Source organism: Arhodomonas sp. KWT (genome assembly GCF_010993615.1).
Genome location: NZ_WNXE01000057.1, coordinates 1 through 17,517, shown reverse-complemented (window position 1 = coordinate 17,517; position 17,517 = coordinate 1). Strand labels below are relative to the sequence as shown.

18 protein-coding genes and 2 tRNA genes are annotated in these 17,517 nt (G+C 67.2%); 4 read left to right on the top strand and 16 right to left on the bottom strand.

Going from position 1 to position 17,517, the window contains the following annotated elements; translation table 11 throughout:
- Position 1: 1 nt before the first annotated feature.
- Together G7A99_RS10535 and G7A99_RS10530 are read left to right on the top strand one after the other, a co-directional pair.
- Positions 2-77, top strand: a tRNA-Phe gene (locus G7A99_RS10535).
- Positions 78-411: 334 nt separating this feature from the next.
- Positions 412-876 (top strand): hypothetical protein, encoded by a 465-nt coding sequence (locus G7A99_RS10530; RefSeq protein WP_163140034.1) that lies wholly within the window; start codon positions 412-414, stop codon positions 874-876.
- A gap of 421 nt (positions 877-1,297) precedes the next feature.
- Here G7A99_RS10530 and G7A99_RS10525 read toward each other — a convergent pair whose 3' ends face one another.
- The 4 genes from G7A99_RS10525 to G7A99_RS10510 form a co-directional block, all read right to left on the bottom strand.
- A complete protein-coding gene (locus G7A99_RS10525) occupies positions 1,298-2,050 on the bottom strand; it encodes a SprT family zinc-dependent metalloprotease (protein WP_163140032.1) in 753 nt (250 codons plus the stop codon).
- Positions 2,051-2,308: 258 nt separating this feature from the next.
- Positions 2,309-3,598 carry an ISL3-like element ISPpu12 family transposase gene (locus tag G7A99_RS10520; RefSeq protein WP_163140030.1) on the bottom strand — a complete coding sequence of 430 codons (1,290 nt, stop codon included), beginning with the start codon at positions 3,596-3,598 and terminating at the stop codon, positions 2,309-2,311.
- Between the two features lie 21 nt (positions 3,599-3,619).
- Entirely contained in the window at positions 3,620-4,132 is a 513-nt protein-coding gene (gene lspA, locus G7A99_RS10515; RefSeq protein ID WP_004863699.1) for a signal peptidase II, read from the bottom strand.
- Between the two features lie 3 nt (positions 4,133-4,135).
- Positions 4,136-5,032 carry a cation transporter gene (locus G7A99_RS10510; RefSeq protein ID WP_163140028.1) on the bottom strand — a complete coding sequence of 299 codons (897 nt, stop codon included), beginning with the start codon at positions 5,030-5,032 and terminating at the stop codon, positions 4,136-4,138.
- 95 nt (positions 5,033-5,127) lie between these two features.
- Here G7A99_RS10510 and cadR point away from each other — a divergent pair, with 95 nt between their 5' ends.
- Positions 5,128-5,535 (top strand): Cd(II)/Pb(II)-responsive transcriptional regulator, encoded by a 408-nt coding sequence (gene cadR / locus G7A99_RS10505; RefSeq protein WP_004364961.1) that lies wholly within the window; start codon positions 5,128-5,130, stop codon positions 5,533-5,535.
- A 204-nt stretch (positions 5,536-5,739) separates the two neighbouring features.
- Here cadR and G7A99_RS10500 read toward each other — a convergent pair whose 3' ends face one another.
- From G7A99_RS10500 to G7A99_RS10445, 12 genes are all read right to left on the bottom strand, one after another.
- Entirely contained in the window at positions 5,740-6,240 is a 501-nt protein-coding gene (locus G7A99_RS10500) for a hypothetical protein (RefSeq protein WP_163140026.1), read from the bottom strand.
- Between the two features lie 14 nt (positions 6,241-6,254).
- A complete protein-coding gene (gene mobF / locus G7A99_RS10495; protein ID WP_163140024.1) occupies positions 6,255-8,969 on the bottom strand; it encodes a MobF family relaxase in 2,715 nt (904 codons plus the stop codon).
- The gene (locus G7A99_RS10490) at positions 8,969-11,089 is read right to left on the bottom strand and encodes a type IV secretion system DNA-binding domain-containing protein (RefSeq protein WP_163140022.1); all 2,121 of its coding nucleotides are present in this window, start codon (positions 11,087-11,089) and stop codon (positions 8,969-8,971) included. The genes mobF and G7A99_RS10490 overlap by 1 nt, the downstream gene beginning before the upstream one ends.
- Positions 11,076-11,288, bottom strand: coding sequence for a hypothetical protein (locus G7A99_RS10485; RefSeq protein ID WP_163140020.1), 213 nt, complete (start codon positions 11,286-11,288; stop codon positions 11,076-11,078). Before G7A99_RS10485 ends, G7A99_RS10490 begins: the two co-directional genes overlap by 14 nt.
- Positions 11,285-11,707, bottom strand: a complete 423-nt coding sequence (locus G7A99_RS10480; protein WP_163140018.1) for a hypothetical protein — start codon at positions 11,705-11,707, stop codon at positions 11,285-11,287. Before G7A99_RS10480 ends, G7A99_RS10485 begins: the two co-directional genes overlap by 4 nt.
- An 814-nt stretch (positions 11,708-12,521) precedes the next feature.
- Positions 12,522-13,256, bottom strand: coding sequence for a hypothetical protein (locus G7A99_RS10475; protein WP_163140016.1), 735 nt, complete (start codon positions 13,254-13,256; stop codon positions 12,522-12,524).
- A complete protein-coding gene (locus G7A99_RS10470) occupies positions 13,253-14,293 on the bottom strand; it encodes an AAA family ATPase (RefSeq protein ID WP_163140014.1) in 1,041 nt (346 codons plus the stop codon). The genes G7A99_RS10475 and G7A99_RS10470 overlap by 4 nt, the downstream gene beginning before the upstream one ends.
- On the bottom strand, positions 14,290-14,751 hold the full coding sequence (locus G7A99_RS10465; RefSeq protein WP_163140012.1) for a hypothetical protein: 462 nt from the start codon (positions 14,749-14,751) through the stop codon (positions 14,290-14,292). The genes G7A99_RS10470 and G7A99_RS10465 overlap by 4 nt, the downstream gene beginning before the upstream one ends.
- Positions 14,751-14,942, bottom strand: a complete 192-nt coding sequence (locus tag G7A99_RS10460) for a helix-turn-helix domain-containing protein (RefSeq protein WP_240466238.1) — start codon at positions 14,940-14,942, stop codon at positions 14,751-14,753. Before G7A99_RS10460 ends, G7A99_RS10465 begins: the two co-directional genes overlap by 1 nt.
- A gap of 408 nt (positions 14,943-15,350) precedes the next feature.
- Positions 15,351-15,707, bottom strand: a complete 357-nt coding sequence (locus G7A99_RS10455) for a helix-turn-helix domain-containing protein (RefSeq protein WP_163140008.1) — start codon at positions 15,705-15,707, stop codon at positions 15,351-15,353.
- The gene (locus tag G7A99_RS10450) at positions 15,691-15,957 is read right to left on the bottom strand and encodes a type II toxin-antitoxin system RelE/ParE family toxin (RefSeq protein WP_163140006.1); all 267 of its coding nucleotides are present in this window, start codon (positions 15,955-15,957) and stop codon (positions 15,691-15,693) included. Before G7A99_RS10450 ends, G7A99_RS10455 begins: the two co-directional genes overlap by 17 nt.
- Before the next feature lie 32 nt (positions 15,958-15,989).
- Positions 15,990-17,264 carry a site-specific integrase gene (locus G7A99_RS10445; protein WP_163140004.1) on the bottom strand — a complete coding sequence of 425 codons (1,275 nt, stop codon included), beginning with the start codon at positions 17,262-17,264 and terminating at the stop codon, positions 15,990-15,992.
- 137 nt (positions 17,265-17,401) lie between these two features.
- Between G7A99_RS10445 and G7A99_RS10440 the strand changes: the two genes are divergently transcribed.
- Positions 17,402-17,478 (top strand) — tRNA-Ser (locus G7A99_RS10440).
- Positions 17,479-17,517: the final 39 nt, after the last annotated feature.

The window sequence follows — 17,517 nt, the reverse complement described above, 5'->3', positions numbered from 1 at the left end:
GGGCCAGGTAGCTCAGTCGGTAGAGCAGGGGATTGAAAATCCCCGTGTCGGGAGTTCGATTCTCTCCCTGGCCACCATAAAATCAGGCAGTTACGCGAATCCGCGTAACTGCCGATTCCCTCCGAGTCACAGCAAAGTCACAGCGGCGTTCCTTCTGGTCACCTCCAAGGAGTATACGTTATGGCCGCTGTGCATCCTCTTGAGTTCGAGCGTCTGGCGTCAGCAGTGCGGCGAGATAGCACCGTCGCGCGCGACTGAGCCCTACGACGACGACCGCCAGGCGCGGGGGAAGGCCGTCGCCTGGTCGGCGGTTGTGGCAATGATGGCGCGCGACGGTGCTATCTCGCCGGACACGCTGACGGAATACGCCGAGCGCATCGAGAACGCGGCGGCGGAACGGGAGGTGTAGGAATGGATTCTGATGCTTATTTCTGGGCCGGCATGGCCGGCGGCCGCTATGATCAGATCAAGCGGCAGAATAAGCGGCTCGCGGAATACTCCGAAGCGATCGGCGAGCTGCACGAGTGCTACCAACGGCTTGTGGCCCAGCGCAACGCGATCATTCAGGCCGCGCAAGCGCGCGGCGTGCCCGCCGATGACATCTGGGCCGACGAGGACGTTGCTGAAAAGCGCGCGGCCTTGGTCCACGCGTTAAAGTCGACACAATCACTGTATGAAATCGGTCGTGGCTTCCGCGATGTAGAGCCGTATCCGCATCCGAACCGCCTTGTGCAGAAGAACCGCGAGCGCCGCCAGTATTACCAGGAAACCGGAAAGAAAACGCCGGGGCAAATCATGAGCGGCATTTTCGCGCTCATAGTGCTTTCGCTGCTGATCGGCGCGCCAATCATGGCCATCTTCTTCCCGCCGCAATGAGGTGACGCGGCCCAGGTGGGCCGCGCCCGGCAGGGATGCCGGGTGCTCCCGGTACCGTCGGCACCAGGCTCAGGGACGAGCCATCCACGAACGGCGGGGATGAGGCCAGCCGTAACCACCACGGCGGCTCGGCGTCCCCGGTGCCCGCCGCCGGCGCGTCCGCCGCTTCGCGCCCTGCCTGCATCCCGATCGTGCCGATTTTTTGCGGATAGGCCGAAGCTAGTGGTAACGTGAAAATGCACGCTTCATCGCTGCCGTGCATTGCGTCCGCCGCCCTACGGGTGGCGAAATTGCAAGGCCAGCCTCCGGGCCGGCGTGGAAAGAATCAACGCGTATTCTCGCAGCGTTTCGCTGACGCAAGTTGCAAGGCCGGCCTCCGGGCCGGCGTGAAAATAAGATCTGAGCTGGAGGGGCGCGAAGGCTAAGCGAGCTTGAGCGCCGTGAGCAAAGCCCGCCGGCGTTTGCGCCGGCGGGCTTCTTTTTTGCGCGCATCCGCGAACGCATCGTATTCCTCGAATACGTATTCGCACAGCCGATCCGGGGTGTCGAAGCGGCCTTTGTGTCGGTAGACGTAAGTCGCGACGGAAAGGATAAAATCCAGGGCCTGGCCGTAAGTCCACGCACGATTGACACCGCCCGCGCCGCTCATGTCGTAGAACTTGAAGTTGTACATAAACGCTTCAAATCCGTTCCACTTTACGAACAGCGCGGCATTCACGCACGCGAAGCGAAGGCAGTGTCCGCGCCGGTCATCGATCCCGATCAAATGACGTTCATTCGCCAACACCGGCTCATCGATGTGGTGCCGGAATAGTAGTGTATGCGCGTATTCATGGAGCCAGATCGCCCGGATTCGCCAGTCCGGCATCCCCCGCAAGCGACATTCGTTGAACACGATACGATGTCGCTTCTTTCGCCAGTGCTCACAGATTGCGCATGCGGAGAACTTCGCATTTTCGTCGAAAACGATCGCAGTCGGGACCGGGCAGCGATCAAGCCCGAGCCCGAGTCCCCGGAAGAACTCGGGCGTCAGGGCGTTGCGTAATTGCTCTTCGGGCGTCATCGGCCGGCTAATAGAGGTCGAAGCATTGGACATAGCATGTGCCGCCATCGACATGGATTTGCCAATATCCGTTACCCCCGGATGAAACGGTGCAATGATCGCCGTCCTCAATGTTAGCTTCACCGCGCATGGCGCAGAAGTCATGTGGTCCGATAACTCTTATGCCATCACCGCTTTTCGTGTAGCGAAAAAGTTCGACCACGCCGCGCGCATCGGGGGCTAATGTGGCGTTGCTGGCATATGCGGAATCGTGGCCACCAATAGCACGCGGCTCAGTCACTTTGCTTTGCCACGTGTCGAGTTCTTTTTTCGGGTATACGGATTTAATGGTTGATGGGGCACCTTCACCCCATCAATCTGATACCACCCTCAGATGGTTGATAGATCGACTCCGTAGTTGAGTTCCTCTGCGAAGTCCGGCAGTCCGTAACCGATGGTTTTCTTGTAGAAAGGAGAGACCTTCGCAGTCGGTGCCTTCTTCTTGTGCTTCGTGGTGTAGAGCATTCGTGCCCGCATCACCTCGAAGGAGTAACCGCGCCCTTCACGGTTCTTGTCCTTGGCCAGTCGGTTGATGGACTCCGTGTAAGCGTTGGTGACGGGCATGTCCGTCTCGAAGTAGGTCATGGTCTCTTCGCGCCAGTTTCCCACTGCCCTGACCAGATCGCTCCAGACTTCCTTTTGCCCCTTCGGGATGGTGGCTATCCACTCGTCCAGGGCGGCTTCTGCCTGGAGCCGTGTGGTGGCGTCCCAGATGCCGTAGAAGCGCTCCTTGTGCTCGTAGGCGGCCAGCAGTTGCGGGAACGCGCCTGTCCAGGTCTCCATGATGAGGCGCTCCCGGTCTGAGACTTCGTGAGCGCGTTTCAGCAGGATTTTCCGGTCTCCCTTGAGAGTCCGGCTCTGGGACGGTTTCAGCTCCTTTCTGAGGCCCTTGCGCACTCTCTCTAGGGCATCGTTGGCCATGCGCACCACATGGAACTTATCGACCACGATACGGGCCTGGGGCAGCACAGCCTTGACCGCTGCCCGGTAGGGGTTCCACATGTCCATGCTGACGATCTCGACCTTCTGCCGGTCTTTCAGCTTCATCAGGTAGTTGGTCACCACGTCCTGGCGGCGGGTGGCCAGCAGGTCGAGCAGGGTTCGCTCCTCAATGTTGGTCAGAATGCAGCGGTAGCGCTTGTTCAGGTATAGCTCGTCAATGCCCAGGATGCGGGGCGTCTCGAAGCGGTGCCAGCGCCCCAGGAACTCGGCGCGGGCGTTGAAGATGTCGCGCACCGTCTTCTCGTCCAGGCCGGTCTGTGCCGCCACAAAGGTGTAGGGGTAGTTGAAGGATTCCTTCTCCACGTACTCATGCAGCCGCAGTGTCATACGGAATCCGTCCACCATCTCCGGTAGCTGGGGCCTGAATGTTGTCTTGCAGGCCCGGCAGGTGTATCGGCGGCGGACCACCCAGAGAGTGACCCGCTTGCCGTGGATGGGCAGATCACGATAGGGAACGTCACGCTTGCCGAACCGTACGAACTCACCCTGCACGCCGCATTCCTCGCAGGCGATGGGATCGGGCACGTCCACCTGGAAGTGCATTTCGTCGTCGGTTGATTTGCAGCCCAGTACTTGGTATTGCGGCAGGTGAAGGATGTTGTCGGGAAGTTCGGTCATGGTGTTGTATAGGCGTAGGTGTCAGTCAGATCCATCCGGCTCGGCATTGGTGTTTGCTTTTTTACCCAACAAGCTGCTGGAAACGAAAAGTAAGGCACCGAGGACAATTGCAATATCAGCCAGGTTGAAGGCCGGCCAATGCCAGTCTCGCCAATAGAAATCAAAGGAATCCACAACATAGCCGCGAAAGACCCGGTCAATCAGGTTGCCCATGGCGCCACCGAGGATAAGACTGTAAGCGATGGCTTCTCCTTTATGGCGATTCTCAAGGATCAGCTTGATCAGAAAAATCGAGACCACTACCGCGATTCCGATAAAAAAGTAGCGCTGCCAGCCTCCACCATTCGCAAAAAGACTGAATGCGGCACCGGTGTTCCATAGGTGCACCCAGTTAAAGAACGGGGTCACCGAAACATACTCGCCATAGGCCATTGATTGCTGCACCAGCCACTTTACAGCCTGATCAGACGCTGCCAGCAGGCCCGATATGGACAATAGGGCATACGGCGAGAGCTTTTTGCCAATAATGAGCATTATTTAACCCTTCAACGCCAAAATGCGTCTGGCACCGTTAAGTACAATGCCCCCCGCGATGGTGCCGATAATCAGATCCGGATAATTGGAACCGGTCCACGCGACCAGGGCGCCGGCGGTGATGACCCCCAGGTTGATCACCACGTCGTTGGCCGAGAATATCCAGCTTGCCTTCATGTGCGCCCCGCCTTCCCGATGTTTGGATATGAGCAGCAGACAACTGGTATTGGCAATCAATGCGACGAATGCGATAGCCATCATCACCAGCGATTCAGGCTCACTACCGAATACAAAGCGTCTCACCACCTCTACGAGCGCGCCCACAGCCAAGATCAGTTGCAGTACACCAGCAAGATGCGCGGCACGTACCTGCATTTTCACGCTATGTCCAACCGCATAAAGGGCAAGCCCGTACACCGCCGCATCGGCAAAATTGTCCAGGGATTCTCCAATCAGGCCGGTGGACTGGGCGATCAGACCGGCAGTCATTTCCACCACGAACAGAAGTGCATTGATGCCGAGCAACCAGCGCAGGGTCCCGGATTCTTGCTTAGCAGAAGCTGCCGAAAACTCGGCGGCCTTGATGGTCTCCGGATTTGCAGCGACGGTTTCCTGAAGCGAGGCGCCTAGCCCCAAGGTCTTCAGTTTCGAGGTGACGGGCTCGACCTCGCCGTCATGCACGACCTTCAGCCGGCGGTTCGACAAGTCGAAGGACAGCGCCCGAATCTCCTCAAAGCCGTTCAGGGCTAGGCGAATCATTCGTTCTTCTGATGGACAGTCCATCTTCGGCACGGCATAAACACTGACCCATCTCCCTGGCGCCTCGGAGGAGGCCTGTATATCGGTATCCGCTGCGGACGTTGCATCACCGCCACAGGCGCCACCACAGGATTTGCTCATGATACGACTCCACTTGAACAATGTTGTGGTACCATTTAAAACTATAAAGCTACTATAAGGTCAATAGAGTAAAGAATCCGTTGGGGAGGAGGCTGATGCGCATTGGTCAGTTGGCGCAGTTGGTAGGGGTCGAAACACAGACGATCCGCTTCTATGAACAGCAGGGCTTGTTGCCGCCGCCTGATCGGCAGGACAACGGTTACCGTGTCTATACCGAGAAGCATGGTGAGGGGCTGGCCTTCATCCGTCGCTGCAGAATCCTGGGCCTGTCACTGGCTGAGATTCACGAACTACAGAGCTATCAGGACGACCCTCATCAGCCTTGTACCGCCGTCAACGCCTTGCTCGATGATCACATCTCTCATGTGCGGTCGCAGATAACCGCTCTGCAAGCGCTTGAGAAACAACTCGTTTCACTGAGAGCGAGTTGCAACGATGACCGGGAAGTTGAGGCGTGTGGGGTTCTTGCTGGAATTAGCGAAGGAAACATGCACCAGCAGTAGGTGAAGCATCAACCAGATAATCCGATGAGATGCCGGTCTGTCTCACTCTCATGCAAAGGTAAGATCAACCATTTAATCCGCTTACCCCTTTTTTCGTCGCGGCCGCTTCGGCCTCCAGCTCGTCGAGGAGTGTGCCCGCGAATACGGTGTGAGTTACGGCGACCGCGACAATGGCGGCACAGCATATCGTTCTGGACATCAACATCAGACCCACACCCACACGCCTTCACCAAGCTGCACGAGCATCGCATTATCGGCCGTCCCGCCGGCTTGCCGCGCCGCGCGCTGGGCAGCGCGTCGGTTGTGGTACGTGGGCAATGTGCGCGCGTAGTTGGCGCCGTCGTCGCCGGCGGTCACAAGCCACACCTCCTCGTACCACGGCGAGACGTACACCCCGGTGCCGCCGTCGCCGCCGAGTGCGTCGGTGCCGGCGAAGAGGATCAGGTCATCCGGCAGATCTGGCGCCCCGAGGCGCCCGGCATCGAGCCAGTGCACGCCGTTGCGCGTCCGCCGCCGGGGCCACTCGGCCACCGGAACGTCGGGGTCGGCGTCCTCGGTGAGCGGCCACCACGGCCCGGCTTCATCCCAGTTAGCCACATACTCCCCCAGCAGATCGGCGCCGGCGGCGGGGATCAGTTCAACATGGCGGTGCCGGATCAGTGCCTCGGTGAACGAGTCGGGCCGGAAAATGGTGGATTCAAGCATCGGTGCCTCCTGCATCATTGCGTCATCACCGCCGCGCTGGCGGCCTCGTGCCGGGTCGCGGCCGCCTCGCGCGCCGCGTCCGTCTCGTGAGTGGTATCGGCAGCGGCGTAGTCGAGGGTCGTCACGGCCTGCCGGCTCTCGCCCATCGCTGCCACCAGGTCGCGCAGCTCCTGCACGTCGGTCGTGGCGGCGCCGTGCGCCGCGAGCCACGCCTGCGCGGCCGCGAGGCTGTCCAGGGCCTCCGCGGGGGCATCAACGCCGGCGGCCTCGGCGGTGGCTTGCACGCGCTCGATCGTCTGCTCACTCGGCGCGAGGTGATCCGCGGCCGTGCGGAGCTGCTGGCGTGTCGCGATGATCTCCGCCGAGTCGCGGTGGCGGCTCATCTGGACATAGGTGCTCTCGCGGCTGGTCATGGCGCCGCCGGCGAGCACGACCGCCCGGTCCACCGTGGCGCCCTGCGCGGCGTGGGTCGTGACGGCGTAGCCGTGGCGAAGCTGGGCGTAGCGCGCGGGGTCAATCGTGATCGCCTCGCCGGTGCGGTCCACGCGGGCGACGATCTGCGCCCCGCCGGCGGTGTGGCGCAGTCGCTCGACACTCATCAAGTCGCCGTTCTTTAGCCCCGTCTCCCGGTCATTCACCTTTGCCAACAGCCGATCGCCGGCGGCGACCGCGATCCGGCCCGTGGCCCGGCCGTTGCGATCGCGGGTCTGAATCTCGGTCTCGTGCCCGACGAGCCGCCCGTCCGCCGCCGCCCGCTCGCGCGCGGCGGCGTTGAGCGCGGCGACTTCCGCGTTCGTGTTCGCCATGAGCAGCGTTTCCGCCGCGCCGCGCTCGCTCACATGCTCGGCCCAGCGATCCACCGCGCGGGCGACGGCCTGGCGCTGGTCGTCGGCCACGTGGACGAGACCGCGGTCGACGTACTGCTCGACCGCTGCCGCGGCCTCGCCGGCGGCGAACGCCTGCGTGGCGGTCCGCGCCCACTCGTCGCGTTGGCGCCGGATCTGCGTGATCTGCGCGGCGTCGTCGCCGGCGAGGTGGCGGAACACGCCGCCCGCACCCACCGCCTGGAGCTGCTTAGGGTCGCCGCTCATCACCACACGCGCGCCGGCGGCGTCGGCGTGCGCCATGAGCCGCGCCATCGTGCGCGAGTCGACCATGCCGGCCTCGTCGAGCACGATCACATCCCGCGCCGTGAGCTGTTCGCGCGACGGCTGCACGTCGCCGCCGTCGTCCGTGTGCTCGTCGAGGGCATGCAGGAGCGAGGCGAGCGTGCGCGACGCGATGCCGCTGCCTGCCTCCAGGCCGGCGGCGGCCTTGCCGGACGGGGCGGCGCCAATCACGCGCTGTCCCGCCGCCTGCCACGCCAGCCGCGCGGCGCCGAGCGCGGCCGACTTGCCCGTGCCGGCGTCGCCCACGATCGCGCGCACGGCGCCCGCCGCCGCGGTCACATGCCGCACGGCGGCGGCCTGCTCATCGCTGAGGCGGAAGCCATGTGCGCGGGCGTGCTGCTCAATCGCCGCGGTCACCGTCCCGGCACCTACGGCGTGATGCGTCTCGCTGGCGCGCGAGCGTGCCGAGTCGATGATCGCGCGCTCGGCGCGGTAGAGCTCGCGGGTCGTGTAGCGCGCTGTGCCGTCGTCGCCGACGAGGCGCATGCACGCCTCGTCCGCGAGCACCCGGTCGACATGCTCGCGGATCGTCTCCAGGCCCTCGCCGCGGTGCTGGGCGGCGACAGCCACCGCGCGCCAGACGTGGCGCTCCTCGATCACGGCCTCATGCGCCGTCGCCTGCCGCAGTAGCTCCGCCGGCGTCGGCATCGGCTCCGGTGCCGGGGCGCTCGCCGCCGCGGCGCGGGTGTCTTCGGCCGCGAACCCCGCGACCGCGGCTTTGGCCCGCCAGCGCTCATGCAGCACCGCGCGCTCGGGTATCTCCGCCTTCGCCTCCCGCGTATCCAGCGCCGCCACCTCGCTCGCCCGCGCGCCGGTGACGCCACGCTCGGCGAGCGCGGCGTCGATCTGCTGGCGCCGCATGCTGAACTGATCCGTCACACCATCAGGCACGCCGGCCAGGCGGAACGAATCACCGTCCGCGGCCACGGCGTAGCCCTCGGCGCGGAGCGCGGCGGCCAGCTCCGCGCGGTAAATCGCGCCCAGGGCGAGCTTATGCCGATAGATCTCCCGCGGATCGATGCCGCCCCATGAGCCATCGGCGCGGCGGGCGAGATTCATCACGAACGAATGTGTATGGAGCTGCGGGTCGAGGGCGCGCGATGTGCCATGCTGATAGGTCGCAATGACCAGGCCGGCCCGCTCGCGTTCGTGCCCGCCGCGGCCGCGCCGGGCGACGGAGAACTCGGCCTCGATGTGCGCGAGGGCGCGGCTCACGGCACGATCGTGCGCCGCGGCGATCGCGGCGCGCTCGTCGTCCTCGGCGACGGCCCAGACCGCAGATACCGACTTCGGCGCGCTGAACGTCAGATCCCAGCCGGCACGGTGGGCCGCGCCGGCGCCCTGCACCAGCGCCTCACCGTCGCCGCTGCGGCCCTCCGCCGCGGCGCGGAAGTCCTCGGCGGCGACATCACCAGTGAGGCCCAACGCCGCGGCGCCGGCGCCGTGCCACACGCCGGCGCCCTCGCTGGCGTAGTAGTCCTCCGGGCCGTCGTCCGCGGCGAGGTGGACATAATAGGCCATCGCCTCGTCCGCGGCGCCCCGGGCGCTGATCGACAGCATCAGCCCGCCTCCTGGTCGTCGGGACCGCCGCCGCCCGCGCGGCGGCGGATCACCAGGCGGCGACGCGGGGCCGCGGCGGGGTCACCGTCCGTCTCCGCGCCGCCCTCGTCGCCGCCGGCATCCGCCGGGGCAGGCGCGTCGACGTGAGGCGAGGGCGTCTCCCCGCCCGCGTCCTCTGGCGCCGGCGCAGTCTCGTCCGCCTCCCAGTGCTCGCCGTCGTCGCCGTCCTCATCCTCGGTGTCGTCATCATCGAGCGCGGGCGTGGCGGCGGTGTCGTGAGACGCCGCCGCTGACGTCTCTGACGTCTCCGACTCCACTGGTTCCGGCGCCGGCGCCTCCGTGGCCGGCTCGGGGCGCTCATCAGGTCCGGGCACCGGCTGCTCGGGCTGCTCGGGCTCCGCCAGGGCATCCGTGTCCGTCTCGAGCGATTCCGTCCAGGGCGCCGGGCGGAGCGCCGCGGCCACGCGGCGCCAACGCTCCCGCGAGGGGAAAGGCCACACGAGGCGATGCACCATGTCGCCGCCGGGGATCAGTACCGCCTCGATCCCGCCGCGCACGCGGCCGAGCCCGCCCCACGCCTCGGGCGGGATAACATCCTCGTCCGCATACTGCTCGGAGACGCTGCGGCCATCGTCGGCGCCGTGCGATGTGGTATATCGCCGGACCTGGCGCTGCCCGACGAGCCGCGCCGCCCACTGCTGGCTGTCGGCGCCGAGGAGGCGGCCGACGACGTGGGTCCCGGTCATACCATCCATGGCGGCGGCGTCGTCAGCGCCGTAGATCGATCGCCGCTGGGCACTGTCCTGCCAGCCGGTGACGACGCAGATACCCTTGCTGCGGCCGGTCTCGATGATCGGCCGCAGATCGACGCGGCCAAGCTGCGGGGCCTCGTCCAGGACGAGCCAGATGCGACGCTCGTCGTCATCGTCGAGCGCGTCGAGGCTGCCCGCGATGGAGCGGATGATGCTGCCATGCAGCGCCGTGGCGAGCGAGCCGTACCGACTCGACCCGCCGAGGATCACGACGCGCGGGCCGTGGCCGCGCAGCCAGTGCCGCGCGGAGAACCGGCGGCGGTCGGCGAGGTCCTGGTCCGCGGCCGCGAGGTCGGCGATCAGACCACCGGCGCGCGAGGATATCTGCGCCAGATAGCTCGCGGTGGTCGGGCTGGGCTCGCCGGCGGTGAGCAATCCTTCCGCCATCGGCGCGCCGGCGATGGCGGCCTCGCGCAGTGCGGGGTACGGCTGCGCGATCTCGGCGAGCAGATCCGCCCATGTCCAGCGCCCGCGGGAGCGGCGGGCGAGCGAGACGACCAGCCCGCCGAGGATCATCGCGGCGCCCTGTGCCCACTGCGCGCCGGTGCCGCCGGTGTCGTCCGGGGGGATCAGCCGGCTCGCCAGCTCGCGCGCATCCGCCGGAGAGCGGATGTCAGCGGCGACAGACCAGCGCATCGACCGGGCGTCCCAGGGGGCGACGAGCCCCAGGCCACCGCCGGCCTCGCGCGTGAGCGCGGGGAGGGTCGCGGTGAAATCACCCTTGAGGTCATGCACGAGCAGCCGCGTTCCCGGCTGCGCGAGGATGGATTCAATAAGATGTTGTATAATAACGGTTTTCCCGGCGCCGACGCTGCCGGACAGCATGATGCCGCGGGTCTCGCGCTCGCGGCTGAGCCGCACGTCCGGATGTATGCGTACGCCCGCGCCGCCGCCGTGGCGGTGCTCACGGCGCGCGGTCGCGGCGGCAGCGCCAGCACCGTGCGTCACGACCCGGCCGCGGATCGTCTCCGGCGGCTGCGGCGCACCCGCCGCTACGCCGCCCGCGACGCCGCCGACGGCACCGAGGAGGCCGCCGGCGGCGGCGAACCACGGCCAGCCGGGTGCCGCGCGCGCGAGCCAGTCCGCGGCGATGGCCGGCGCGGGCAGGTGCAGGCCGTCGGCGATGAGCGCGGGGAGCGGGGCGGCGACCATCGCGCGCACCAGGTCGCCGGCGGGGGCACCGGTCCACGCCGTGCCGCCCGCGACGACAGCGGCGACGGCGAGCGCGCCGCCGCCGATGGCGCCGAGGACGCCGCCGGCGGCGAACGTCCGCGGCCAGTCACGGCGGGAGGGATCAGGCACCGCCATCGTCGACCACCTCGACCGCCGCGAGCAGGGCATCGATCCGGTGCTCAATGCGCGCCAGCCGGTCCGCGGTATCGCCGGCCTCGAGGCCGGCGGCGATCGTCTCGCGGACCGCCTGCCCGAGGGTTACCCCGCGCCGCCGGGCGGCGCGGGCAAGGGTCGCGCGGACGCCATCATCGATCCGCACATGGATCGGGGTCATGCCGTCGCCTCCTCCGCGTCCGCGGCGGCCTGGCGCGCCGCGCGAATGGCCTGGGCCGCGGTGCGGTACGGCCGCAGCACGATATGCGCATCGGTGCGGTCGGCCACGACATAGTACCGGCGGCGGCCGTATCGGATGCCGCCGGTAGAGATGTAGTCCGCCCCGACCTCGATCGCATCGCCGATGGCGACATCGGCCGCGTCGATGTACCGCTCGCCGCGGCGCCACCGCCCGCGGATGCTCCGCCGATCCATCCGCGCGGCATTCGGGCCGAGCAGCACCGCCGCCCAGTTATGTCCGCGCCGGTGCGGCTCGAGCACCGGCGCGAGGAACGGGGCGGCAAGAGTCTCCCCGCCGCCGTCGATCTGCTCGACGATGGGGTACGTCTTCGTCTCCGCATCGTGTCCGCTGCTGCACATGGTCCTACCTCCTATGCGTCTCCGCGATGTGTCGTGGCCGGTTCGTGTCGCTGTGTCTATTTCGTGTCGTATAAACTGGATTAACATGCACAAATGGTTGATTTTGATGGATATAAAAAATAGACAATACACAAAATAAACACGATCACGAACACAGTCATGTGTTGCCGTCTGCCCCGCCGATAAGCCTGTCGTGGCGCGGGCTCCAGCGATCCCGCGAACACGCGCCGGATACGGCGTGTGTTCGCCACCCGAGCACCATAGGTGCGTCGGGTGTGGATGATCCATGTTTTTGACGGTACACGATACGGAGACACGACGCAAGTAGCTGTTTAGGCTGCAAAAATAATGTCAACAAATTTGACAAAAGGCGGGTGAAACGACAGAAGGGAAGGCAGTGCCGCGCCCGCGCGACGCCGCGCGGGCGGGACCGCGCCGAGGCGGACGAGCGGCCGAGATGACGTGAGGCGGTGGGGATAGGAGATGGGAGATGGGAGATGGGAGATGGGAGAGGGCGACGCACCGCCCTCATGTCCTTCGCGCCCGGGGCCTCATCCCCGGCGCGATCCCGGCGGCGCGGCGTCGCGCCGCCGAGGCACCTGTTTCTCCGGCTGCCGGCCCCGCCATCAGGCGGGGCCGGAGCCGGCCCGCCTGCTAGGCCTGATAGGCCTGATAGCCTGACGGCACCGGGTATATGGATCACAGCACCGGGTATATGGATCACGGCACCGGGTATATGGATCACGGCACCGGGTATATGCGTTCGCGAACCGGGTATATGCGTCACACTCGCCCCCACCGCACCGGGTATGGATCACACCCACACCCGCCCGTCTGCATCGATGGCCACCCCGGCGTCGGCCAGCGCGTCCGCGTCGGCGAGCACCTCCGCGACCTGCCGCCGGCGACGCGCCGGGCTGCTGCCCGGCGCGAGGTGCAGTAGCACGTCCGCGATGTACTCGCCGCGCACGTGCCGGTGCGACAGCGCCCAGCGCGCGACCGCCTGGGTCGCGCCGTGCCGCATAGCGATCACGGCGGATAAAGCCGAATAGGCGATGGGCAGGTCCGTGGCGAGCAGCACGGACCAGGCCCGGGAGTAGGTGATCCGCCACGTCTCGCCGTCGCCGCCGCGGGTACCGGCGCGGCGCGCGATGGGATCGCCCGCGGTCACGATCTCGTCGATGATGCCGCCGATGATATGGATATCGCGCGCGGGCACGTGCAGATCCACCTCGGCGGCGCGCAGGTCGCGCGCGAGGCGGAGTATCAGGGCATAGTTCACGTCGCGCGTCCCGGCGCCCATCGTCCGGCGCAGGCGGTACGGATCGAGCGTGATTCGCACGCGGCCCTCGCCGTCGACCCCGGCCCGCGCGGCGACGTACATCGCGGCCTCGAGGAGGTCGCGGTGCCCCTGGCCGATCCGTCCGGTTACGACTGCGCGGCCCCATGGCGTCGTGACTTCCTCCGCCGCGACCCGCCGCGGACGGCGGGTGGCGGCGAAGATGGGCACGCGGGACTGATGGGCCGTGGTCACATCGCGCCGCGTCATGACTGCCCCCCGATCCCCGCGCGGATCGCCGCCATCGCATCCGCCGGCGTGTTGTATTCCCGGCCGGCCGGCGCTCCCGATGCCGGCTGGCTCGCCGCCGCATATCGATCGGCTCCGCGCCGCCGCCCAGCGCCCCCGCCGCTACCACCCCGCAGCATGGCCGCGATCCCGCCGTCCGCGCGCACCTCCTCGCCGTCGCGGACGAGCTGGAGGGCGCCGTCACCGCCGATCCGCAGGATCGCCGGCGCGTCCGGCGTCCACGCCGCCGGCGGCATCTCTGACCCCTTCCCCACGCCGACCGCGATCAGCCGGCCACCGTGGGGGGCGACCCCGATCTGCTCCGCCTCATCCGGCTGGATCCGGGTGACGCCGAGGAGCCAGCGGAGGTGCCCAGGTAGCCCACTCGACCCCGCCCGCGCCTCATATCGGAGCCGCCGGTCGATCCGGTCCAGGCTGGCTGACTGCGCCGTGTGCGAGATCGATAGCACCGTCGATCCAGTCGCCGCACCGAGCGCCTCGATACGCTCCGCGAGCTGCTGCTGCTGCGTGATGTCGATGGGGTCCTGCCCTCGCGCGACACGACCGATGGTGTCGAAGAAGAGCAGCGCCGGCCGCACCGCCGCGGCCTGCGCCTGGACCTCGGCTAGTGCCGCACCGGCGAGCCACGTGCCCTCGCGGCGATCCCAGTGCCAGAGCGGGCCGAGGTCTGCCGGCGCGCACAGCGCCCGGCCGCGCAGCTCGTCCGGCGTGATCCCCGCCGTACCGGCGGTACGGTGCAGGTCGCGCACCAGTACGTCGGCACTGCTCCGCTCCCCTCCGATGAGGAGCACGGGGCCGCCGGCGATCCGGCGGCCGAACCAGGTGCGCCGCCCGGCGGCGATGTGGGCGGCGAGGTGCAGCGCGAGCGTCGATTTGCCGCCGCCCGGCGCGCCGTAGATGTCGCCGACAGCACCCGCGGGGAGCAGGCCATCAATCAGCCAGTCGATCGGCGGTACCGGGCGCGCGAGCAGGTCACCCATATCGATCCATGCCGTCATGCCTGATGCCTCCCGGCGGCATCCGCCGCCCGCCGGAGCGTCGCCGCCGCGGCCATCACGCGCGCATAGTCATCGCCGCCGAGCGCCCGCCCGGCGGCGAGATCGGATGCAGCGAGCGCGCAGATCATGGCCTCGCCGCCGACGGCCGCGAGCATCGCCGCGGCATCGGGGCGCGGGAGTCGGCGCGCATCCGCCCGCCGCGGCCCGCGCCCGCCGCGCCGGAGGCGGCGCGGGAACAGGTCCGCCATATCGAGGCCGGTGGCGGCCAGCACGTCCGGAGTCGGGCAGCCGGCGTGGCAGCGGACCAGCACCACGCCGTCCGCGCCCTCGGCGATGCCCAGCGACGGCGTGTGGTCATGGTGCGCGGGGCAGCGGGCGATCCAGCGCCCCTCGCCCCGCCCGCGGACGGCATCAAGACGCGCGAGCAGGCGGTCGATCGGTGCTTCTATCGTCGACATCACCGTCCCTCCTGGCCACCCTCGGCGACCGGCGCGACGGTGTGGGCTGCGGCGTAGGCGTCGAGATCGGCGCGCCTGTACCGCACCTGGTGCCCGATGCGGGTCCACCGCGGCCCTCGCCTCTCGTGCCGCCATCGCTCCAGCGAGCGCTGGCCGACGCGGAGGTAGTCCGCGGCCTCGCGCGGCGTCATGATAGCGGGCGCGGTGGACCCGCGCCCCGGAGTGTCGTAGTGTGACATCGGGTGCTCCTATTTTTTGCAAGGCCAGCCCTGCGGGGCTGGCGTGGAAACGCGTGGAGACGGGGTGCCCCGACGCCTCGCCGGCGGCCACCGGCGGGGCGTCTCTGTCTCGGGCATGTGATCTCGATGGCGCGGGATGGCTCCTATGTGGCGATAGCTGGCGATAAGGAGTACCACGGCGGCCGAAAACCGTGCAAAATCAGTGGCTTGTGTCAAATAAAGTATTATCGAATTTGCACGCGCTGATTTTGCACGCATTTTTACCGATACGGTGGCGTATGGTGCGGCGGGAACGCCGGCGCGGGGCGTCACGGCAATGATGAGCGGTAGGTTTTTCCCGATGAACGGTAGGTCTAGGCGTCAGGCTGCATGCCCATCAGTTAGCGTGAGCTGCCCGACGTGCAGCCCAAGGGCTTCGGCAATGCGCTTCCGCGACGACTGCCGCAGCGAGGCATCCGGCGCTTCCCATTGCGCTACGCGTCCCTGAGTGACCCCCAGGCGCTCCGCCACCTCCATCTGCGTGAGCCCTAGGTATTCCCGCCAGGCGCGGGGAAGCGAGACCCCATCGACTAGGTGGCGGCTGACCACCTCATGGGGGATCGTCAGGGCGTCCGTTTCGCCGGCCCTCTCAACCAAGGCGGTGAACTGTTCCAGCGGCACCACAGCGAAGCGGCGCCCCTCCCGCTCGTCGATGCGGTAATCAATATGTGCGCTCATCGCGTTTCCTCACTCGCTCCACCGACACCACTTCCAGGCTGTCTTCCACGTCGAACAGCACCCGGTAACGGCCGACACGCAGGCGATATTGGTGGGCGTGGCCTTTCAGCGCCTTCACGTCCAGGGTTTCCCGGCATGCCGGCCAATCCGCCAGCCCCCCGACTGCCGTAACCACTCGCCGTCGATCCGGTGCATCGAGGCGGGCAGCCTCTTTCGTGGCCCGGCGTGTCCATTCGATGCGATAGTTCATTAGTCTTTATTAGACTAGCTGATCCCGACGAATCACACCATGCCGCCCGGACCGGTGAAGGGGACCACGTTGTCATCAGCGGGCTTGCCCTCGGCGATCCGCAACAACCGCCGCTCCCATGCGGCCAGGGCGGCGCGCTTCTCCCGGTCATAGCGGTGCAGGTCGTAGACCGCGGCGATGCCCTTGCGGGTATGTCCGATGGTCACCTCGGCGACCACTTCGTCGATGCCGATGGCGGCGAGCCCGGTACGGCAGGTGCGGCGTAGGTCATGAGGCGTCCACCGCCCCCAGGTCTTGGCGTCTTCGTTGCCCAGGGCAGCGGCGTAGCGGCTGGCGGCGCGGGCGGTCGCCAGCGACGTGAGGGGACTACCGGGGCGGGCCTCGAACACGTAGTCCCCGGTTCGCGGGTGGCGTCGGCTGAGCCGTTTTACCTCGGCCTTGGCGGCCTCCAGCAACGCCAGGGCGGTATCCGTGAGCGGCACGACGTGGGCGGTTTCGGTCTTGCCGCGCCGCTCCGCCGGGATGGTCCACAGGTCGCCGTCCACCTCGTCGTGGCGCATTCCGGCCACCTCGCCGGGGCGTTGGCCGGTGACTAGCACCATCTTGAGCGCCAGGGCCGTGAGGCGGTGCATCCCGCAGGTTTCGGCCCGTTCCCAGAACGTGCGTACCTCGTCGTCCGTGAGCACCCGGGCGCGGCGGCGGGCAGTGAGTCCGGGGCCGATCTTGCTCGCCTTCAGCGTCGCGATCGGCGACGCCTCGATGATCTCCCGGTCCTCGGCGTAGGCGAATACTTGCTTGAGGTAGCCGAGCAGCTTGCCGGCTTGCCGTGGTTTCGCCGCCGCCAGCGGCTCCAGCAGCGCGATCACGTCACGACGCCGCACGTCGCGGAGCTTGCGGTCGCCGATCGCGGGTAATAAGTGCCGCTCGAGCGTCCTGCGCACGCTCGTCGCGCTCGCTAAGTGATCGACGTGAGCCGCGCAGTAGCGTCCCACTACGTCTGAGACGGTCGGCTCCGCGCGCTTCTCGCGCCGCTGCGCGAGCACATCGGCGCCGCTGTCGATCTCGCGGCGCAGCTCGGACGCGCGCTTGCGCGCGGCCGCGAGGCTCCAGGTCGGATGCTCGCCGATTGTAAGGAGCCGGTCTTTTCCATCGTGCGTGAGATAGCGGAGAACGAATGCGCGTTTGCCCGCAGCGGTGATGCGCAGGCCGAAGCCTTTCGGCGCGTCGCGGTGCTCGTCGAACACGAGCCGCCGGCCGCGCGCGGGCGGCGTCATCTTGCGGATGCGGGCGTCAGTCAAGTTCGGCATGGGGTCCGTGGATTGTCGGTCACAGCTATGTCACATCTGTGTCACAGCATAACCGGAATGACTTGACGGTCAACGGCGGCAAATGGCATAGTATAAGTTATTGAGTTTATGGGTTTATTCGAGGAAATGCCGCTTGTGGCGGGAGCGTTGGGAAGTGGTCTTGAGGGGATTGAAACTCCCCGTGTCGGGAGTTCGATTCTCTCCCTGGCCACCACCCAGACAAGCACTTACGAGAGACCCGGCCGTCGCGCCG